Source organism: Shewanella sp. YLB-07, from assembly GCF_009377275.1.
Window position 1 is genome coordinate 281328 of the sequence record NZ_VOQB01000004.1, and the last position, 18945, is coordinate 300272.

The 18945-nt window shown below is 44.5% G+C and carries 20 protein-coding genes and 2 pseudogenes; 16 read left to right on the forward strand and 6 right to left on the reverse strand.

Features of this window, described 5'->3' with window-relative positions; translation table 11 throughout:
- Window positions 1-89: 89 nt before the first annotated feature.
- The 11 genes from FS373_RS10820 to FS373_RS10865 all read left to right on the forward strand — a co-directional run bounded on the left by FS373_RS10820 (window position 90) and on the right by FS373_RS10865 (window position 7296).
- Complete coding sequence (locus tag FS373_RS10820; RefSeq protein WP_227992677.1) at window positions 90-569, forward strand: hypothetical protein; 480 nt, start codon at window positions 90-92, stop codon at window positions 567-569.
- Between the two features lie 181 nt (window positions 570-750).
- The gene (locus FS373_RS10825; RefSeq protein ID WP_144048829.1) at window positions 751-1446 is read left to right on the forward strand and encodes a HupE/UreJ family protein; all 696 of its coding nucleotides are present in this window, start codon (window positions 751-753) and stop codon (window positions 1444-1446) included.
- 47 nt (window positions 1447-1493) lie between these two features.
- Window positions 1494-2159 (forward strand): hypothetical protein, encoded by a 666-nt coding sequence (locus FS373_RS10830; RefSeq protein ID WP_152829421.1) that lies wholly within the window; start codon window positions 1494-1496, stop codon window positions 2157-2159.
- 295 nt (window positions 2160-2454) lie between these two features.
- Window positions 2455-2967, forward strand: a complete 513-nt coding sequence (locus tag FS373_RS10835; protein WP_152829422.1) for a hypothetical protein — start codon at window positions 2455-2457, stop codon at window positions 2965-2967.
- 517 nt (window positions 2968-3484) lie between these two features.
- On the forward strand, window positions 3485-3976 hold the full coding sequence (locus tag FS373_RS32565; protein ID WP_144045107.1) for a FlxA-like family protein: 492 nt from the start codon (window positions 3485-3487) through the stop codon (window positions 3974-3976).
- 316 nt (window positions 3977-4292) lie between these two features.
- On the forward strand, window positions 4293-5231 hold the full coding sequence (locus FS373_RS10845; protein WP_152829423.1) for a zinc metalloprotease: 939 nt from the start codon (window positions 4293-4295) through the stop codon (window positions 5229-5231).
- 6 nt (window positions 5232-5237) lie between these two features.
- On the forward strand, window positions 5238-5648 hold the full coding sequence (locus tag FS373_RS10850) for a hypothetical protein (protein WP_144045108.1): 411 nt from the start codon (window positions 5238-5240) through the stop codon (window positions 5646-5648).
- Window positions 5649-5848: 200 nt separating this feature from the next.
- Window positions 5849-6196 carry a Fis family transcriptional regulator gene (locus FS373_RS10855; RefSeq protein ID WP_144045109.1) on the forward strand — a complete coding sequence of 116 codons (348 nt, stop codon included), beginning with the start codon at window positions 5849-5851 and terminating at the stop codon, window positions 6194-6196.
- A gap of 109 nt (window positions 6197-6305) precedes the next feature.
- A complete protein-coding gene (locus FS373_RS31945) occupies window positions 6306-6650 on the forward strand; it encodes a hypothetical protein (protein ID WP_227992679.1) in 345 nt (114 codons plus the stop codon).
- 24 nt (window positions 6651-6674) lie between these two features.
- Window positions 6675-6881: a GyrI-like domain-containing protein gene (locus FS373_RS31950; protein ID WP_322619483.1), complete on the forward strand. Its 207-nt coding sequence runs from the start codon at window positions 6675-6677 to the stop codon at window positions 6879-6881.
- Between the two features lie 283 nt (window positions 6882-7164).
- The gene (locus FS373_RS10865; protein WP_227992715.1) at window positions 7165-7296 is read left to right on the forward strand and encodes a GyrI-like domain-containing protein; all 132 of its coding nucleotides are present in this window, start codon (window positions 7165-7167) and stop codon (window positions 7294-7296) included.
- A gap of 280 nt (window positions 7297-7576) precedes the next feature.
- Here the strand turns inward: FS373_RS10865 and FS373_RS10870 are convergent, their stop codons facing one another.
- The 3 genes from FS373_RS10870 to FS373_RS10880 form a co-directional block, all read right to left on the reverse strand.
- Window positions 7577-8116 (reverse strand): DUF924 family protein, encoded by a 540-nt coding sequence (locus tag FS373_RS10870; RefSeq protein WP_152829515.1) that lies wholly within the window; start codon window positions 8114-8116, stop codon window positions 7577-7579.
- Between the two features lie 119 nt (window positions 8117-8235).
- Window positions 8236-9819 carry a PH domain-containing protein gene (locus tag FS373_RS10875; RefSeq protein WP_152829424.1) on the reverse strand — a complete coding sequence of 528 codons (1584 nt, stop codon included), beginning with the start codon at window positions 9817-9819 and terminating at the stop codon, window positions 8236-8238.
- 1 nt (window position 9820) lies between these two features.
- Window positions 9821-10603, reverse strand: coding sequence for a PH domain-containing protein (locus FS373_RS10880; protein ID WP_152829425.1), 783 nt, complete (start codon window positions 10601-10603; stop codon window positions 9821-9823).
- Window positions 10604-10815: 212 nt separating this feature from the next.
- On the opposite strand from FS373_RS10880, the gene FS373_RS10885 reads away from it, so the two are divergent.
- On the forward strand, window positions 10816-11106 hold the full coding sequence (locus FS373_RS10885; RefSeq protein WP_144045114.1) for a winged helix-turn-helix domain-containing protein: 291 nt from the start codon (window positions 10816-10818) through the stop codon (window positions 11104-11106).
- 152 nt (window positions 11107-11258) lie between these two features.
- Here FS373_RS10885 and hmpA read toward each other — a convergent pair whose 3' ends face one another.
- The 3 genes from hmpA to FS373_RS10900 all read right to left on the reverse strand — a co-directional run bounded on the left by hmpA (window position 11259) and on the right by FS373_RS10900 (window position 14237).
- Complete coding sequence (hmpA, locus tag FS373_RS10890; protein WP_144045115.1) at window positions 11259-12494, reverse strand: NO-inducible flavohemoprotein; 1236 nt, start codon at window positions 12492-12494, stop codon at window positions 11259-11261.
- A gap of 130 nt (window positions 12495-12624) precedes the next feature.
- Window positions 12625-13941: an NnrS family protein gene (locus FS373_RS10895; protein WP_227992680.1), complete on the reverse strand. Its 1317-nt coding sequence runs from the start codon at window positions 13939-13941 to the stop codon at window positions 12625-12627.
- A complete protein-coding gene (locus FS373_RS10900; RefSeq protein ID WP_144045116.1) occupies window positions 13938-14237 on the reverse strand; it encodes a hypothetical protein in 300 nt (99 codons plus the stop codon). The genes FS373_RS10895 and FS373_RS10900 overlap by 4 nt, the downstream gene beginning before the upstream one ends.
- 283 nt (window positions 14238-14520) lie before the next feature.
- Between FS373_RS10900 and norR the strand changes: the two genes are divergently transcribed.
- From norR to FS373_RS32730, 4 genes and pseudogenes are all read left to right on the forward strand, one after another.
- Window positions 14521-16146, forward strand: a complete 1626-nt coding sequence (norR, locus tag FS373_RS10905) for a nitric oxide reductase transcriptional regulator NorR (protein ID WP_152829427.1) — start codon at window positions 14521-14523, stop codon at window positions 16144-16146.
- Between the two features lie 74 nt (window positions 16147-16220).
- Entirely contained in the window at window positions 16221-16538 is a 318-nt protein-coding gene (locus FS373_RS10910) for a cupin domain-containing protein (RefSeq protein ID WP_144045118.1), read from the forward strand.
- A gap of 675 nt (window positions 16539-17213) precedes the next feature.
- A pseudogene (locus tag FS373_RS10915) lies at window positions 17214-17989 on the forward strand (YeiH family protein).
- A gap of 260 nt (window positions 17990-18249) precedes the next feature.
- Window positions 18250-18615: pseudogene (locus FS373_RS32730) on the forward strand (universal stress protein); the annotation flags it as partial.
- Between the last annotated feature and the right edge of the window lie 330 nt (window positions 18616-18945).

An 18945-nucleotide genomic window follows, 5' to 3' on the forward strand; every position in this document is an offset into this window, starting at 1 on the left:
TACGGGGATCTGATTTAATGCTACAGCTTTACACAGATATGATATGAATAAGCGTATTGGAGTCGTTCCTGCTTAATACTAAGATGTTATTGCACACCCAAATATCGCCCGTTAAGGGGCATTCAAAATTAACATTGGCCATTGTGCTGGTGGTTTTACTGTGTCAATTTTTCGCAATCGGTTCGGCTTTCTCTGTGCAATACCCCAGTGGCGAGCATCCTATGGGGAAAAATGTTAGCCATCATCACAGTCATAGTGAATCCCCTAATAGACCAGTTTCTTACACTTCAAATGACCAAGACGCCCATCATCAAGGGCCTATAGCGTTTAATGCCACAGAGCCAGTATCTTTTGATTTTGAGACTAATGTACTCACTATTTTAGATGGAGAGTTGGCAGTAAATGCGGAAGCAGAGCATGAGCATGCCAATCATTCACATACTCCGTCTCATCCGCCTGAAGAACCAATATTGATTTCGAGTTTTTTTGAATCTGAGATCCTTATCTATGATGATATCTCATACCTTAATTGTCGCTACGCGCCGCCAATTCCCCCTCCACATACCTAGTTTTTTCATGTTCTTAGCGTGATACCTCGCTATTTTTGCGAGTAAAAACGTTAATTCAAATTTGTTTAGGCACTCATGCTGCTCCAAAATTTAGGATTCTACAATCCAGGGCTGAGTGCTATTCAACTGATTTAAATATTATTTTGGAGTATGTGTAATGAGTCATCATTTGGCCAAAACCATGACTGGTACTATGACTAACGTTATGACCTTATTCGTGGTTTTCTTAGGGGTGTTTGCTTCTTTTTCATTATCGGCCCACGGGGTTGATGAAGATACCAAGCAATTTTTAACTCAAAATGAAGGGGTATCGATTCTGCCCTTCATCTATATCGGTGCCAAGCATATGGTTACCGGTTACGATCATCTTTTATTTCTTGTCGGGGTGATTTTCTTCCTGTTTAGAAGTAAAGATGTGTTGCTCTATGTCAGCCTGTTTACCTTGGGCCACAGTATCACCTTGTTGTTTGGTGTACTGAGTGACATTAGAGTTAATGCCTATCTTATCGATGCCATTATTGGTTTCTCTATCGTCTATAAAGGGTTCGATAACTTGGGAGGTTTTAAGCGGTTTTTTGGTTTTCAGCCCAATACTAAGGCTGCAGTGATGATCTTCGGCTTATTCCATGGTTTTGGCTTAGCCACCAAAATTCAGGAGTTTAATCTGCCACAGGAAGGCCTGGTTCCCAATATCCTAGCTTTCAATGTTGGGGTGGAAATAGGTCAGTTCCTAGCTCTGGGAGTGGTACTTATCTTGATGAGTTTCTGGCGGCGACACAGGAGTTACCTGCAATTTTCAACAGCAGCTAATACCTTGTTGATGAGTGGTGGCCTGATGTTAGTTGGCTTTCAGTTAACGGGATTTTTTGTTAGCTAACAGACTCAATTAAACATCATAAACAGATATAAGCTTAAGGAATAATTATGAAAACCAATGATAAACCAAACTCAATAAATCAGAACGAAACCCTGTTCAATAGCATTCCGGTGCACTCCAGTGCCACCTTAGTCAAAGCCAGTGTCGCAGCTTCGGCGATTGCAGCTGTTGTCTTAATTACTGCTATCTTGCCTGCCGAATACAATATCGATCCAACTGGCATAGGTAAGGCGTTGGGATTAACTCAGATAGCTGAAGCGGCAAGTGTGATTCCTGAGGTCGCGGTGAGCGGTAGCGAGACTGTTTTTGCTTTTGGACAAACTGCGCCTGTTAATAGTAAAGAAATTGCTAATGCCCCGAGTGTTGGCGAGATAGCTCAAGCTCGCCAAACTCCTGGGGTGAGAAGCGATACTGTTAAAATTAATATCCCTGCGGGTAAAGGCTTAGAGTATAAGTTACTGATGGATGAGTTTGTTCACTTAAAATATGAGTGGAGCACTGGTGGTGAGGAGTTGTACTTTGATTTCCACGGAGAGCCCAAGGGCGATACCACAGGTTATTTCGAGAGTTTCTCCATTACTACATCAGATAAGGTGAAAGGCTCGCTGACTACGCCATTCGCTGGTGCACATGGCTGGTATTGGAAAAACAAAACAGATTCTCCAATTACAGTGACCCTATCAACAACAGGGGATTACACTATTAAAGGCTAGAAACCTTATACCAATTGGTATGTAGGTTGAGTTACATAAGCCAATAAGAGGCGTATCCATAGGATACGCCTCTTTGCTTTACTGCCACTAAATCGGCTAAGACTTGTGAATCCTCGTTAATTTAACAATGCCTCAGGTTTTGACTGAACTAATTTCTATTTTTAGAGTAAAACACTGAAAACAAGCCTTTAGTTAATCTTATATGTGTCGATAATCTGTATGCTTAGAGTAAGTACAGCAAATACAAGTTCCACTCAACTTTAAGATCTGACATTTGACGTTACAGGAGTAAACGGTGAACATTAATGGATTAACACTCAATATTATTGCGGGTAAGAGACCCTTAGATGTCCAGTTTTCTACAGGACCGGCACCACAAGTAGCAACACCTATATCCTCAGCGCTTAGCCATGCAAGTTCGGCTCAATCCAGTGATAAGGTTACCATTTCCGAGGAAGGTAAAGAGGCCTTCAATGAAGACAAAGCACTTAGTAGTAAATCTGCGGATACAGAAAAGGCACTAAGCTCAAACATGGGCAGCACCTTGCACGGTAAGCACTCCGAATCTGCTCAGCAGGCGAAGGAGATGGAAGAGGAGAAGGCGATGTCTCCCATCGACAAGCAGATCCAACGCGTTAAAGAGCAGATAGAAGAGCTACAAGAGCGCTTGAAAGAGCTGGAAGGCGATAGCTCTGAAGCAGCGGATAACGAGCGTAAACTCATACTAGATCAGATTTTAGAGCTCACAGGCGTCTTGATGAGCTTAATGGAGAAGAAAACCCGCGATGTTAAATCTTTGTCTGCATAATAGTCCCCAATTGCTTATTAAAGCAGCACTGCTAAGTACTTGTATCATATCAGCGCTGTCAGGTATGGGTCACCAGATAAAGATGTCACCCCTGGTTTTAACCAGAAGATCCCTGAAGAGATCGTGACCCCAAATAAAGTTGAGACTCGTATTGGCGAGCTTAACTTTTATGACGGCAACGTCAATCGAAGGCATTAGCCTCTAATATATGGCGCACAGGCCTTTAAATCTACCCGCTAGCTGATGCTGAAAATCCAAATAAGATGGAAGTTTATCAATGGCTCTGGAAAGTATTGTAATATCCTTCATGCTAACGATTACAAGTTCAAGCAGGCTGCTTTTTTGGGGACTCCTTATCTAAAACCGATTGCTATAACTCCCTGCAGAAATGAGTTGTCATAACGAGACAAGCTATTGGCTTTTTTTATAGAAGGTAATGCTCTAATGATACCCCTCCAGTTAATTATTACCCTGTCGATAGCTTAGATATCAGTTTACATTCAGGTTAGAGGTTTATGTGAAGATTATCGGGCTGGAGGGCCTATATCTAAACTTTACCAAGCCTAATTCTATAGGTTTCACCTCTCCTGCCTTTCTCTCTCAGCCCTCAAGTTTTTCATCTGCCCTCTCATCAGAAAGACGTACCACTGAAATTAGTGTTTCAATCTCTGACTCTGCTAAATACGCACTTAATGCTGAGCGAGTAGAGCAAAGTCAGTTAGATCACAAAAGAGCCATAGGAACCTACATAGGTGAGCTGTTGCATGGCCTAAATGCTCATAAACTCAAAAATGGCTCAAGGGCTGACGAAGACTTGTCGATCATAGAGAGACAGATAAAACGCATACAAAAACAGTTACAAAAATTAAAAGAGGAACTCAGAGCCATCGCTGGTGATAACTCTAAAAATGCCAAATTAGAGCGAAGAATCATTCAGGATCAGATCATGTTACTGACTGTACAGATAGTCAGTTTACTCGAGAGGAAGATGCGCGCAGCTAATGTGTGAATCGATGAGTTGTAAAAAGTAGGCGGAGTAGATATTAGGAGAGGAGAGAGCTAAATAATCAATTTATCTAGTTAAGTATTTGTTGAGTCTGAAATGAGCTAAGTAGTGATGCCATCAAAGCTTCAGCCATTTTTTCTTAGGTTATAATTTAGACATGACAAGTTAACTATGTAAGCAATTATTCACTCACATCTTCTATTTCTAACCTTTTGTTGAGCTAGCTGTTTGAAAGGCTTATTCGAAAGAGAAATTTGAATGAGTTGTTTATATTAGTCACATGAATCAGTGGAGGGTAAAGCCTCCCAGGAGGTTTAAGATGTTTAGGTCACTATTTTTATTGGTATGGTTACTACTCTTAACCGTGCCGCAATCTATGGCTGAAGGGCCTAATCCGGGTGGTAACGGTTGGGATAACGCCAACCCTAATGCCGCTTTTAAACGTTGCGGAACGCGAACGCCCTCAGATAGGGAAGTTAAAATGCTTAATGAGCACTTAAAATCTCTGCTTAGGCGAGGTAATGGTAATGGTGGTGGGAATGGAGGTAGTGGCGGTGGTGGCTCTTTATCTTATACGCCTGTAGGGAATATCATCCCTGTATATTTTCATGTGATAACCAGTACCTCTGGCAGCGGTGATGTGACTAATAAAGTAGATGAGCAAATCGAGGTTTTGAATAAGGCTTTTGCTGCTGGCAATGGTGAAGGCGGCTTCGATACTAAATTTGTATTCGACTTGGTTAAGACGACGTTAACAGCAAATGATAGTTGGTATATAGCAGGTCCTAATAGTAGTGCCGAAGCATCTATGAAAAGTGCATTACGTCAAGGAGGAGCAAGTGCATTAAATATTTATGCTAACAATATGGGGGGCGGTTTATTGGGGTGGGCTACTTTCCCCACTAGCTACGCAAGCGACCCTCTTGACGATGGAGTCGTTATTCTTAATGAGTCTATGCCTGGTGGGAGTGCTGCACCATACCACGAAGGGGATACTGCAACACACGAAGTGGGCCACTGGCTCGGTTTGTATCATACCTTCCAAGGTGGCTGTAGTAAGTCTGGTGACTTGGTGTCTGATACTGCAGCTGAGCGTTCCCCCGCCTACGGTTGTCCCACAGGTCGTAACACCTGTAGGAAAGGAGGAGATGATCCCATAGAAAACTTTATGAATTACACCGATGATGGTTGCATGTTTGAGTTTACAGAGCGTCAGTCTGAACGCATGGATATGATTAGTGGGAGCTATCGTTGGTAATAAGTTATGTTCGATATTAGTAAGTTATTTACGGTGATGGGTACAGCATTGATTGCTGTCCTCATATTATTTACTTCGCTCTTGGTAGTAGCCGGAGGACGTCTTCGTCCTCCGGCAGACTTTGCCTGTGAGCCTAATCATATGACCTCCTGGACCGGGGTTTTAGTCTTTTACTGGCGAGATGCGTCCCAGCTTGGTTTCACCATAGACACAGATGATGGGACTCAAGAGTCTCTGATCACGCCTTATAGTCTGAATAAGTTATTGATCAATGGTGAGCATTTCACCTATGAAGATTGGTCTAAAGTCGAGTCGGAAGTCGGCCTACTCAAGCCGATGACCAGAGCCAGAATCTGGCTTTGTGATAATGATGGCAATGCCACCTTGATCGACTGGCAGATCGGAACTTTTTTGTAGATTCTGCTTCTGTTTTTCCCCTTTCCTTGCCCCATTTCTTGGCTTAGCCATAAGCTGCTAACTGACATCCTCTTATGCCGATAGGTAATAGTTCCTGTAAACTCAAGCCAATGCATAAATACCTCAGAAAGTACTGGCTAGTGCTCCCTGTGAGATTGAGATAAACAAAGTAAGATGGAAATGATTAAGGTGAAACTGAGATGAGAAAGTCGGATAAGAAGATTGAAAATAGCCTGAGAGTATCACTGACTCATGTCTGTGAACTGGCACTGGAGCATGTCGAAGGCTTTGAGTGGATCACTCATCTGGTTAATTACGACAAGTTTCCTCAGTCACTCAAAATTGTCTGTGTATTTAATACCAATGCTGAGTTATCCGATGCGATTGCCAATAAACAGGATGAGTACCTCATCGGGCTCATTGAGCAGGAATTCGCCAAGGTGGCTATTAAGGTAGGTGATTTAACCAGTAAGGTCAGTTTTGATACCGAAGAAAAGTGCAGTTCACAAGCCGAAGGGAAGTGGGATCGTCGTTTGAAGCGTCACTGATAGCTATTTCCTGACTGATACTGACTCGAGCAATATCTGTCAGGAAAGCCTTCGGTGTCATCTGCATACTAGCCTCATATTCAGAAGGGCGTGTAGTATTGAGTGTGCGATGAGTGAGCTTTATCGTGGAGCCCGCCATCTTGAAAGTTTGATGGGAACCGAGTTTATTATGCAGTCGAAAGCAAAAATAGACAGTTACGCTAAGGTGATGAAGCGGGTCTGTGATTATATCCATAAAAATTTGGATGAAGACTTGTCAGTTGAACATCTGAGCCTGTTTGCTGGTTTCTCTAAGTATCAATTTGGAGGTAGTAAGATGGATAAGAAACAACAGGCAGAGCATTTAGACGTTAGCGTCGATATCGTCAACTTTGCTGAGACTAAGATAGCGGTATTCGAGCATAGGGGCGCCCCCGAACTGGTTAATGTATCTGCCGGTAAGTTTATAGCCTGACGTAAGCAGACTGGCCTATAGCCTGTGACGAAGAGCCAAACGTTCGGGCTAATCTATGAAGACCCTAAATCAGTTCCAGCTGATAAATTTAGGTTTGATATAGCAGGCTCGGTATTGCATGAGGTGCCAGATAACGCTTCGGGGATTATCAACAAAACCATTCCTGCAGGCCGCTGCGCCGTCATCAGGCATTTGGATTCACATGATGATTATACCAATCCCGATAAGTAGTTGCTCATTCAGCGGGAGTTAAAAGCGCTATAGGCAAGTGAGTGGATTGAAGCTAATAGTTATTCTATATCGAAAGTCACGTACGCAGTATAGAGTGCTTTTCCTTTGCTTTTAACATCAGCCGCACTACGTGAGCTTCTCAGGACATCCCCTTCTGCTTTGCATTGCCTCATAAAGGGAACAACCATTTTTTCAACAATGCGCTTTGAAGCGAAAGCCCTGAGAGAGCTTTGAAGTGAGCAAACATCTATCGGGATTGGTATGAAATACCAAGATTCATTATCTGTATGGCCAGTGGTTACCGGATAGCGGCGAGTCTCTAAGAGACTTTCACTGTTTCTTCCATTATCAGAACTTCTTCCCCGAAGTGGCAGAGCATGAACTGATAACAGATATTTACCTGCCACTAATCTAAATTTCGATTTAACTTACTGTAAAGTAGAAGTTAAATCGAAGGTAAGGAAATCCTGAAATCATAGTTTATGTAGATTCGGCTGTGAGCTTCGATGACAAGGATGTCATCGCAGAGACTACAGGGACTGTACTCGCGGCGTCTCACAGAAGTATCTGCATTTAGGCATGCTGCAAGCAATAAGTACCAATACGGCTATGGTGCTCTACAGATTAGGCTACAAAATTACCGGTAAATGAACCCAACCTTAGAAATACTTCCTCACTTGTTATTCTACAAGTGATTAGAAGCTTGATCCTGGCTGTGACAGAAACTCTACTTCTTCTGGAGTCGATTCTCGTCCAAGGATCTCATTTCTATGTGGATATCGGCCAAACTGGTCGATAATCACCTTATGCCTGCGCTCAAACTCTAAGTTACCCGCTGCGGCTTCTCTGCTAAACAGTATCATGGCAATCTCATGGATTTTCTTAGACTCGCTGTGCATGTAAGGCATAAATAGAAAGGGTACCTGCTTGGCTTTGAGTTCGGTATCTGCACCATGTGCCACTGCTTCCTGGGCCAGGGCTAGCGCTAAGGGATCCGATGCGAAGGCCTGTGGTGTATCTCTGTGTATGTTGCGGCAAAACTGATCCAGTAGGATAATCTCGGCGAGTCGCCCCTGGGGTGTGGCGCGCCAATGATAGAGCTCCCCAGCTTTAGCTTGCTCGACGAGCAAACCGAATCTCTGTTTTATCAGTGCATCAAACTCAGTATCTTTCACCCACCAAGATTTAGGCTCTATCTCGTCGAACCAAAAATTGATAATCGTTTCAGGTGTCATCTGTATCGTCTGTGACTGTGTATGTAACTGTGCTTGTTCACTTGTGTTCAAGAGTATTCTCCTATGTATTAGCATTCAGTTCCTAGGTTCTAGGTTCTAGGGTTTAGAAATTAGTGCATTTAAATCCAATTTTGATGAGAGCGACCGGTTATGGCTAAAGCGCGCTCGGCAATTTCTCTGGCATCATTCAGAGGCAAATAAGGGATGGTCTGAGTACCGCTTGCAAGACCGAGTTCAAGTGTCGCCAGGCCTTTTCTTTTCTGACCCTTAGTCTGAATAATAGCGACGTGTTGTACTTTTTTTAGCGCAATGAGGTGCCAGCTATGGCCAAGCATGCCTGTGTGGATCCAGCAGTCATTGCCATCTAAGAAGTAGCCCCATTGTCGATATCGTAAATAGAGACCAATAGTAAAGCCTAAACCTATCAACCACATTAATTCGGTTATGGGGTTGAGTCCCATACCTAGGGTGTTGACCGCTGGCACGATAAGCGGGGCCAGGGCGCGTCGCCAGTACCAGCCAAAATGTATGGGGTTATAGTGTTTGGGAAGCTCAGTCGTCTTAGCTTCGATGCCCTTCATATTCTTCAGTAGCGCAGATACGGTCTGTCGAGTCATGCTGGGCACTAACATATGGCGTTGGGATTTTTGTTCGACTTCCGTGCCTTTTACCTGCTTGAAATAGACGGTCCACAGCTTGAGTAGTCTGCCTATGATGGGTTGTGAGAATCGTATGACCTGTATTCGTTGTAGGGCCAGGGCATCACTCTGTTTAGCGATAATACCGCCACTCCTGTGTAGCGTGCTGCTATCTCTGCTCAGGTGATAGGGATAATATTTGAGAACTGATGCGGCCATAGAGATCAATGACAATAGCAAGTAGAAGCCAATGAATAAGAGGCTAGCCAATACGATTTGATAAAGTACATTGGTACTGATAGTTAGCTCATACCAGTGCCACACCGATTGAGCCAGATGAGTGTCGGCAAGTTGCGACCAGTCAAATTGCCCTATGATTGGACCGGCGATAATGGCAAACCAAAACAAGTTATTTTGATATAAGCCAAACAACAATAGTTGCTTTAAATCTTTGCGAACTAAGCTTTCGCTTCTGGTCTTGGGGTTTTTACTGTCAAGCTTGCCATTAGATACGGTGCCATTGATTTCGGCACTATTTCCTATTGCATTATTAGCCTGATATTTATCTTCTGCATCAGCTTCAAAATCATCTATGGGTGTGGGAAGTAGAGGGTTAACCAACTTGTGTTTTAATTGGATTGCCTTGCGATAGTTTACTGCGGCGAGTACGGCTTCATCTTCTTTGGAACCAGCTGTCTCCACGACTAAGCTGTAGAGTCCCATGGGCCTGAAATAGAAGGGTTGTTCCAGACGCACATTTTGTATCTTGCTCAAGGGGATCTCGTGGGTCTTCTTAAAAATGAGTCCCTGACGAACCCCGAGTTTATCTTCATATAAGCGATAACGAAACATGGCCCATTGAACGATGGCATAGACGAGTACCGCGAGGGCAACACCGACAACTGCCACTATGACCCAGGGGGAGTTAAAACCTTGTTTCCACCCCGTATAGACCACAGGAATCATGGCATAACCGTTGGTTATTACTAACCGAATCGTATTTAAGGTATAGCTGATTATCGACCAGGGCGAGAGTCCTGACCATTGTGCGAATCTCTTGTGCATATTAGCGCTCACTTTCTGTCGTGAGGCTGGCTGGTTTCGATTCTTGTCTTTCAGGATGTGTATCAGGAGAAGTATCGGGGGAAGTTTTGAGGGATGTCTTTGGCGAAGTGTCAAAGGAGTGATTTATGCTAGGGCCTGGATTACCGCTTTGACTGGCAATACCTGCCTTAGCCAGCAGATGCTGCCTGAGTTTTTCGGCCGTCCTGCTTTCTAAACCTGGCAGCTCTATCTCAGCGCTGCCGCTACCGGCACTGAAACACTTTAGTGTATGTAGGCCAAGCTTTCTCTCCAAGGGGCCTTGAGACAGACTGATATGTTGCAGTCGGGTATAAGGTAGGGAGATACGTTTAAACCAAATAATTCCTTTTTGCATCAATAGCTCGTGATCACATACGGCGAAGGCAATCGACTTAGCATGGGCATAACGTAACCAGGTGATGACACTAAAGGCCAAGCCTAAAACAGACAGCACAGGCAAAGCGACCTGAATAGGGAATTCAGCGACGAAGATGATAAATACCGACAGTACACTGAAAAGAACCAGTGTCGCTATGATGGTCTCACATAAGACCTGAGTGTAATGACGGGGATCCACTGGAGTTAACGGGATTTGATCGAAGCTAAGCCAGTCGGACTCGGCTTGAGTCTGTCTGGGTAATTCATGCTCTTGGGGAGAGATTTCGTCTGCAACTCGCTCAGAGGTTTGCAGAGTCCCGAAGGCATTGCCTGAAGCATTATCTGTAGCCTCGTTGGTAGCATTGGCCGAATCAGTCGAATTATCCATCTCTTCTCAATTTGTGCCTATTATTAGAAAATCACTATATCAGGATCCCGCCAACATACTCTAGGTCAGACATATTTCACAACAATTTAATGGGGGAATTTAAACGATTGCATAAAATTGTCTGAAACCATCCACATTGCGAGTATTCGTTAATAATGTGCTATTTTATCAATAGGTAATTGATTAGCACTAGCTGGAAAATAGGTGTTTTTGTGGATATTGAAGTCTCTAAACAGAAAAAAGCATTTTTACGTAAGCTCTATCTCGCTCACGCCATCGACAGTGAGCAGCATAACTTACTCTCTTTGAATAAACAGACTGGCATGCCAAGGAGAACCCTGCAAGATTCGATAGCCGCCTTGAGCGATGTCGGTATCGAATGCCAGTTTATACAGGATGGAGAGCGTAATAATTCGGGATATTACAAGATTCGTACCTGGGGACCGATAAGCTCAGCCTGGGTAGATACGCACCTGGATGAGATAACCAAGGTGCTTGCTTAGATTCCTTGTTTATTGAATAAAATAAACCCCGTGATACAGACCTGTATCACGGGGTTTATCAGCCAGTCGTTTAGGTTAAGATTCCATCCTCATTGTTAACCGTGATGCTTCATCCTCCTGAGTCACCTTTATCGCTGTGGTTATACCAATTCTTATAAATCGGAATGTGGACCGAAGACTTCGTAATGAATGCGGGTATCTTCGACGCCTAACTCGATGAGTTGCTGTTTGACAAAGCTCATAAAGACGACCGGACCGCATAAGTAGAAGTCACCTTTATCCAGAGGCAGTTCGGCTTTCAAGGGGACAAGATTCATAAAGCCCATATGGCTGTTGACACTGCCGCTACTGCCTTGTGAATTCAATGCTTCCTGCTCATTGCCATCGAGTTCTCTGTACCAGGTATGGTGAGCCAGCTTGAGTTCGCTTGTCAGCGCCTGTACTCGCTCATTGAAAGAGTGTTGGGCTAAGTTTTCACAGGCATGTAGGTAAAATACCGGCTTGTCGCACATTTTCGAGGCAAGCATCTCCAACATAGACTGCATGGGGGTGACACCTACACCCGCCGAGATAAGTACTACAGGTTCGTTACGCTCCACATAATGAAAATCACCTGCCGGTGGGAATATATCCAGCACGTCGCCCACATGCACTTGGTCATGTAGGTAGTTGGACACGGTTCCCGGCTTATCGTCAGGCGTTCTGGAATCTTCACGTTTTACCGATATGCGGTAAGTCTTGCCATTGGGCTTGTCTGACAGAGAGTATTGACGCATCTCCCGGTACTCATGATTGGCAGGTTCTACCTTGATGCCCAGATACTGACCGGCTTGGTAATCTACCACGGGCTCGCCATCGACTGGAGCAAATATAAAGCTGGTAACCAGGGCCGATTCCTGACGTTTCTCTATCACCTTAAACTGTCTTGCGCCGAGCCAGCCACCGACTTGATTGGCATTTTTTTGGTAGAGCTCATCTTCACGGTTGATGAATATCCCGGCTAACACGCCGTAGGCTGCGGCCCAAGCTTCTTCGACTTCGGCGGTAAACGCCTCCGGTGCAAGCTCTCGTAGTGTGGCTAGCAGGTGGTGTCCCACAATCGGGTAGTGCTCGGGTTGAATATTTAAGCTGGTATGCTTATGCGCGATACGTTCGACTGCCCCTGAGAGTGCAGCAAGATTTTCGATATTTTTAGCGTAGGCTGCGATGGCGCTAAAGAGTGCTGCTGGTTGGCCTCCGCTGCGTTGATTACTCATATTAAAGATGTGTTTAAGCTCAGGGTTATGCTTGAACATGCGCTGATAGAAGTATTCGGTAATGTCTGTGCCTGCAGATTCTAATAGGGGAATAGTGCTTTTTACCAGTTCGATATGTTTTGCAGATAACATCTAAATATCCTTCATTTTATGGGTGACTATATGTGTCATCCCTTAGGGTGATTGTCTTAGGTTTTAGCTTGAGTGTATTAATCAATGAACTTCATAATTTGTGTGTGAAACGGTTTGATAATTTGGATCCTTAGTGTCTGGCGCTAAACAAGATAGGCGTGTAGTGCCACAGAAACAGGCTGAAGGCGATGACCCAAGAAGCGGCGGCTATGTCCCACCCCAAACTGGCTTGTTGAAATAGGGGCAGAATGAAACGAGTCAGAGCGCCAAATAAAATCAGAGCGAAGGCCATATTCAGTGAGCCGTGCGGCTTGAGTGCTCGGCCCGTATGACCCAGAGAAACCCTGGCTATCATGGCGAGTATCATGCCGCCTATGGTACCTATCGTTATCAGGTGCAAGGCATCGGCGAAACGTATGGCGTCGGTCAAGTAGCTTGCGCCTAGCAGTACCAGACCTAGGCCCAGGGCTAAGTAACTGGCATGCAGTGACCAGAGTAAGGGCACCTTGCGTGTAGATAAGGGATCCCAGCAATATAGACGCAGCAGATGTAAGATTCCTGCGGTGATAAGCAGGGCTGCTGGTGTGAATGGCAGGGCGATAAAGTGGCCACTAAAGAACACAGATACACCGAGTAAAGTCACAATTGGCAGTAACTTGTCGATTAATGGCGTGGCCTTAACCTGAGCTCCGTCGGCGCCTCGTTCGGTGAAGAAGGGGATAACGCGTCCGCCGACGATACCAACCAGCAAACCAAACATGAGTATGGCACTGCGGGATAGGTGCAGGGCGAGTTCGGTATCGCCGAAGATATCTGCCAACAGGAGCGCTAAGTTCAGCAGCATCATGGCCGACAATAGGGGGATAAACTGATAATTGCGACGACTCTTAGCGCGAGTGACCATATAGGTCAGATAGCTGATGGACACCAGCCACCATAGAGCCTGCAATGCGATAGCCAACAGTTGCAGGTTAACGGAATTGCTTAAGAGTAAGACGCGAACGGCTAACCAGATGCTAGTGAGCAGGAGTAAGGCCAGGCCGTTGAGGCTACGAATTTTGGTCCAGGTCTGCGCCGCGGTTAACAGAAACCCCACGGCTATGGTGGCGCCGAAACCAAAAAGCATTTCATGAATATGCCAGATCAGTGGACTGATCCCTTCAGCGCTAAAAGGCGATATCTTGCCATGGAGGAACAAGATCCAGATGCTCAAGCTGACCACAGATAAGGCTGTGGCCGAGATAAACCAAGGGCGAAAGGCCAGATCCCAAATTGGAAGCTTAGTGATCTTAGACAGTGGGGCTTCCATGGTCATTCTGGTTTTAGACACCTGCTCGACCTCCCCGGTCGAAGAGAGCCTGAAACTGAATTTTTGTGTGTTACTTCCCCGCTGCTTCTTATTTTGATTGGTTTGAGGCTCGCTGATTTTATGTAAGGTTTGGCTCATAGCTGAGTTGCTCCCAATCCATGAAGGCCGATACAACGCATGACGTAGCCAATCTTGATGGCGGTGGCGCACAAGATGAGTGTGATATGGCTGGCGACTTGAGCCCACAATGAAAACTGCTCTGCAAGGACATAACCAACAAAGATAGACAGCAGCATACCGAGTACCGCAATCAACATGGCAGCATTGCCACTGTGCAATACCAGCTTAAATCGCTTAGCGTCAGTGGTGAGCGAATCTTTGCTAAGATCTGTGTCATGAGCGAAGCTAAAATCATTAGCGTGAGTAGCATACATGGCGGAACTCCTTAAATCTGAGTCTGTGTTTGAGCCAGATAGTTAGTTCAAATAACTGATATAGAACCTATTATGTTTTTAGTATTGCCAATTTTGTGCCAAGTATTTAAAGTCTTTATTTACAATGCTTTATTTGATTTATTGAATCTTAATAAGTCATTTTGACTCTATTTGTTTGAGTCGAAATGACTCTTATGATGCGTTTTTTGTGCTTGCGTGCTATCGTCACTTTATACTTCATATGACTTGGCTCGTTTGAGCAGACAAGAGTGCGGCAATTTTTATGACCATGATAGATATCTCTTCGACGGCCCTGATAGAGCTGGCTCTGGATTTGACGAACAGTTTGACCACCAAAGATCGCTTCGATCGCTTACTGAACACAGTGCGTCGTACCGTGAGCTGTGATGCCGTGGTCTTGTTGCACGTTCAAGGCGAGAGGTTAAAACCCTTAGCCCAACAGGGACTGAGTAAAGATAGCCTGGGGCGGCGCTTCGATATTCAGGCTCATCCCAGGTTCGAAATTATCTGTGGCTCATCCACTCCGGTGCGATTCGCCGCCGACTGCGTGCTTCCCGATCCCTACGACGGCATGCTGTTAGCCCATGCTGGAGACCTTCCGGTTCATGCCTGCATGGGCCTGCCTCTGCTGGCCGATGACCAGCTTATCGGGGTGTTGACTTTAGATAGCATGACGCCTGAAGTGTTCGATGAATTACCTGAACGTACCTTAGACATCATCTCCGCCATGTCGGCTGCGACCCTAAAAACGGCGATTCTACTGCAAGAGCTGGAGAGCCATTCCCAGCACAGTCAGGAGCTGGTTGCCGAGTTGACTAATGAAGCTCTGGTTAAGGATGGTGGCGAGCTGATTGGCGATAGCCCTGTGATGTTAAAGCTTAAGCGAGAGATCGACATGGTGGCGGTGTCTGGTTTTTCGATTCTTATTGAAGGTGAAACAGGCGTGGGTAAGGAGCTGGTGGCCAGAACCTTACATAGGCAATCGGCGCGATCAGAAGGGCCCCTCGTCTATGTTAATTGCGCTGCGCTGCCGGAAAACTTGATCGAGAGTGAGCTGTTCGGTCACGTTAAGGGGGCATTTACCGGGGCAGATAGGAATCGTACCGGTAAATTCAGCCTGGCCGATGGCGGCACTATTTTTCTCGATGAGATTGGTGAGCTTCCCTTAGGTGTACAGAGTAAGTTACTGCGGGCACTGCAGAGCCAGGAGATCCAGCCCGTGGGCAAAGATGCCACCGAGCAGGTCAATGTTCGTATCTTAGCGGCGACCAACAGGCAGCTGAAACTGGAGGTGAGTGAGGGGCGGTTCAGGGCCGATCTGTACCACAGGCTAAGTGTTTATCCTATTTCAGTACCCGCTCTTAGAGAGAGAGAAGGAGATGTGACTATGCTGGCGGGGTATTTTATCGAACAGATCCGGCGTAAATTGGGGATCCGTCAGCTGACAATCGATGCCTCGGCCATCAGCATACTCAATCGTTATGATTGGCCGGGCAATGTCCGCGAGTTGGAGCACGTGATTGGCAGGGCGGCTCTCAGAGCCAGAGGGCGCGGAAACCAGGCTATCGTGAGAATAGATATCAGGCATATCGAGCAACTGGTGGACTCGGTGGGACGCTCTGAAGATAAGTTGTCATCTTCAGCCTCGAATGGGTTAAATGCCGAGCTGTTAACGACCGGTCTTGTGGTGGAGAAAGGGGCGAGTATAGGCCTCAAGCTGGAAACGGAAACGTTTCAACGCAAGCTTATTACCCGAGTCTTGAGTCAGGAATCTGGAAACTGGTCGGCAGCGGCGAAGCGCCTGCAAACAGACAGAGCCAATTTGAGCCGGTTAGCGAAGAGGTTAGGGATTAGCGTGACCAAAGCTGTCACCCTCAGCACGAGTTAATCTGGAGTGGTTAAACAGCCGCTCTTAAAAAGAAATAATTAAAGAGTTAGCATAAATATTTGAGGAGAGTGTCTATGGAAAAGAGTAATATTTTCGACAAGATACCATTGGACCTGACTGATGAGGCCTTCGAGCAGATTGGTGGCAATGATAAAATACTCATCGAGAGGATAGTCTCTAAGGCTCATGTGACTCCTGAGGGTCAGTGGTACGATCAAGACCGTAGCGAATGGGTGATGGTCTTAAAGGGCGAAGCTAAGTTGCAATTTGAGCAAGGTGAGCTGGTACATCTGAAGGCGGGTGATCATGTCGATATTGCCGCCCACTGCAAGCATAGGGTTGTCTGGACCAGTACAGAGACTGAAACTCTATGGCTGGCGGTGCATTACTGATTGTGACTTTATTGATGCTGGTGGTTGGAGCAAATCGACAGGTACCAAATGAAGGTCGGGGCTGATCTCAAATTGTCCTTTAGTAGCAGTAATGCTATTGGAATAAGATGAGTGGCTAAGACCGCACTTATCTTATTTATAGAAACACTTCATCAGCATGCTAATAATTGAGTTTATTAAGCATCTCCTGCTCACCCATTCCTATGCTCATAGTCTTTAGGCATTGATAAGTGGGACTGTGTCACATTCATCTTAGTTATCTAACAACAAGAATTAGCTACTGATTTAACTGAAAATATATCCAAATTAGGAAATATTAGTGTAGCAAGTTTCCTCTTAAACTTTGTGGTGGAGGTATAATACCAAGCCTATTAAATATGTGATCTTTCATCGGGAGTACAAAGCACAGTAGGCAAGGTCTATGTATTGCTCCTTGGTAACAGCTCCCGCGTTAGTTTACTTCCTATATATCCGTATAGTCGTGCAATAAGACATTCACCACATTTATTGACTAAGCGATCAATTGATGAACATTAACAATGTTAAGTAAAATTGAACATGTGAGTTAATGAATGAAATAAATTTTAATTACTCATCGGGAAACCCTACTATGAGCTAACGAAATTATTAGGGTCATAAATGAAGTATCTAAGTGGTGTTTTAATAACGGCAGTAATGGCGGCGATAGCGTTTGCCCTTGCTGAACTTCAATTCTGTAAAGATTATCAACTAAGCCCATTAGTGATATGTATTGTAATGGGTATGATTTTAGGTAACTGCTTTCAAAAACAGATTCCAAACTCATGTAATACAGGGATAAAATTTAGTCAGCAAAAGCTATTAAGGCTTGGGATTATTCTTTACGGATTTTTTATAACCTTTCAACAGATCATAGCCGTTGGGTTAACGGGTTTGGTTGTTGCTCTTCTAATCATAGCTACAACCTTTATAGGCGGTACATGGTTAGGCGTTAAAGTATTTGGACTCGATAAAAAAACCAGTATGTTAACTGCGGCCGGTTCTGCTATATGCGGAGCGGCGGCAATCTTAGCTGCGGAACCAATAGTAAAAGCTAAACCACACCAAACGGCTGTAGCCGTAGCAACAGTGGTTATCTTTGGAACTATAGCAATGTTTATTTATCCGCTTATGTACCCATATTTAGAAATAGCTAAATCTACTATGGGTATCTATACCGGTGCAACGATTCATGAAGTCGCACAAGTGGTCGCTGCTGGTAACGCATTAGGCCAGGATATAGGCATTATTCAGTTATTGTAAAACTAACAAGAGTAATGCTATTAGCGCCCTTCCTTATTGCTTTAAGTATTTATCTTGCTAAATCTGATAAGAGTACAGGTTCAGACAAAGCTAAAATCACTATCCCTTGGTTTGCTGTCATGTTTGTTGTTGTGGCGGGTATCAATTCATTTGATGTTATACCGGCTTAAATAGTAGAGGTATTAACTAAATCGTCTGTCTTCTTCTTAACCATGGCAATGGGGCACTAGGCATTGATACCAATATAGCGAAGATTAGAGGTGTTGGGATAAAGCCTATATTGTTAGCTAGTGTGTTGTTTGCTTGGTTATTGGTCGGTGGTTTAGGTATCACGATTGGAACAGAATTGATTTTTGGATAAGGGGAAGTAAATGAAAAAAATTCACGTTATGGTTGCAATTGACTTTGATCAGTATTCAAGCAAGTATTAGATAAGGCTATAGATCTAGCAGCAGAGAAAGACGCGCTATTAACAGTTATTCATGTCGATTTTGATTTGCATAAGTTATATAACGGTATCTTAGAAGTTGATCTGGATACGATAGAGCAGGAAGAACACGACACATCAGTTAAGATGATGAAATTATTAATGGCCGAACACCCATATCCATTTTATAAGCATTTGCTTGTATCTGGTTATATAGATAACACCTTGCTAGACGTAGCTGAGAAATACAAACCAGACTTATTAGTTATGGGCCATAAGTCTAGCAACGTTATATATCAACTGTTTCTATCACCAGTTAAAGACGTTATTAAGAAGATGCCTTGTGATCTAATGCTTGTTAAGACCTAGCTGGCACAGATAAGCCACTAAATAGTGGCTTATCGATTCCGTCTTACTCTAATATCTAGGTTGTAGTTAATATACTAAACCTCTTAATCAGTTTTTTTATATTATTTACCTGGCAGATAGGGGACAAGCTCAAGACGGGCTACGGCGCCATGCGTTACATGGATAATCCGCCACAAGATGGTCGCTCTATTGGTCATCCCCGAGACTCCTCAGACATGAACGTGCATTTTAGCTATTCAGCCAATAAGCTAGATGTGTGTTTCAGTGATCCTTCTACCTATGACATTATGCACTGGGCGATATGGTGTCACTCTAGTCTCTATACCTAGC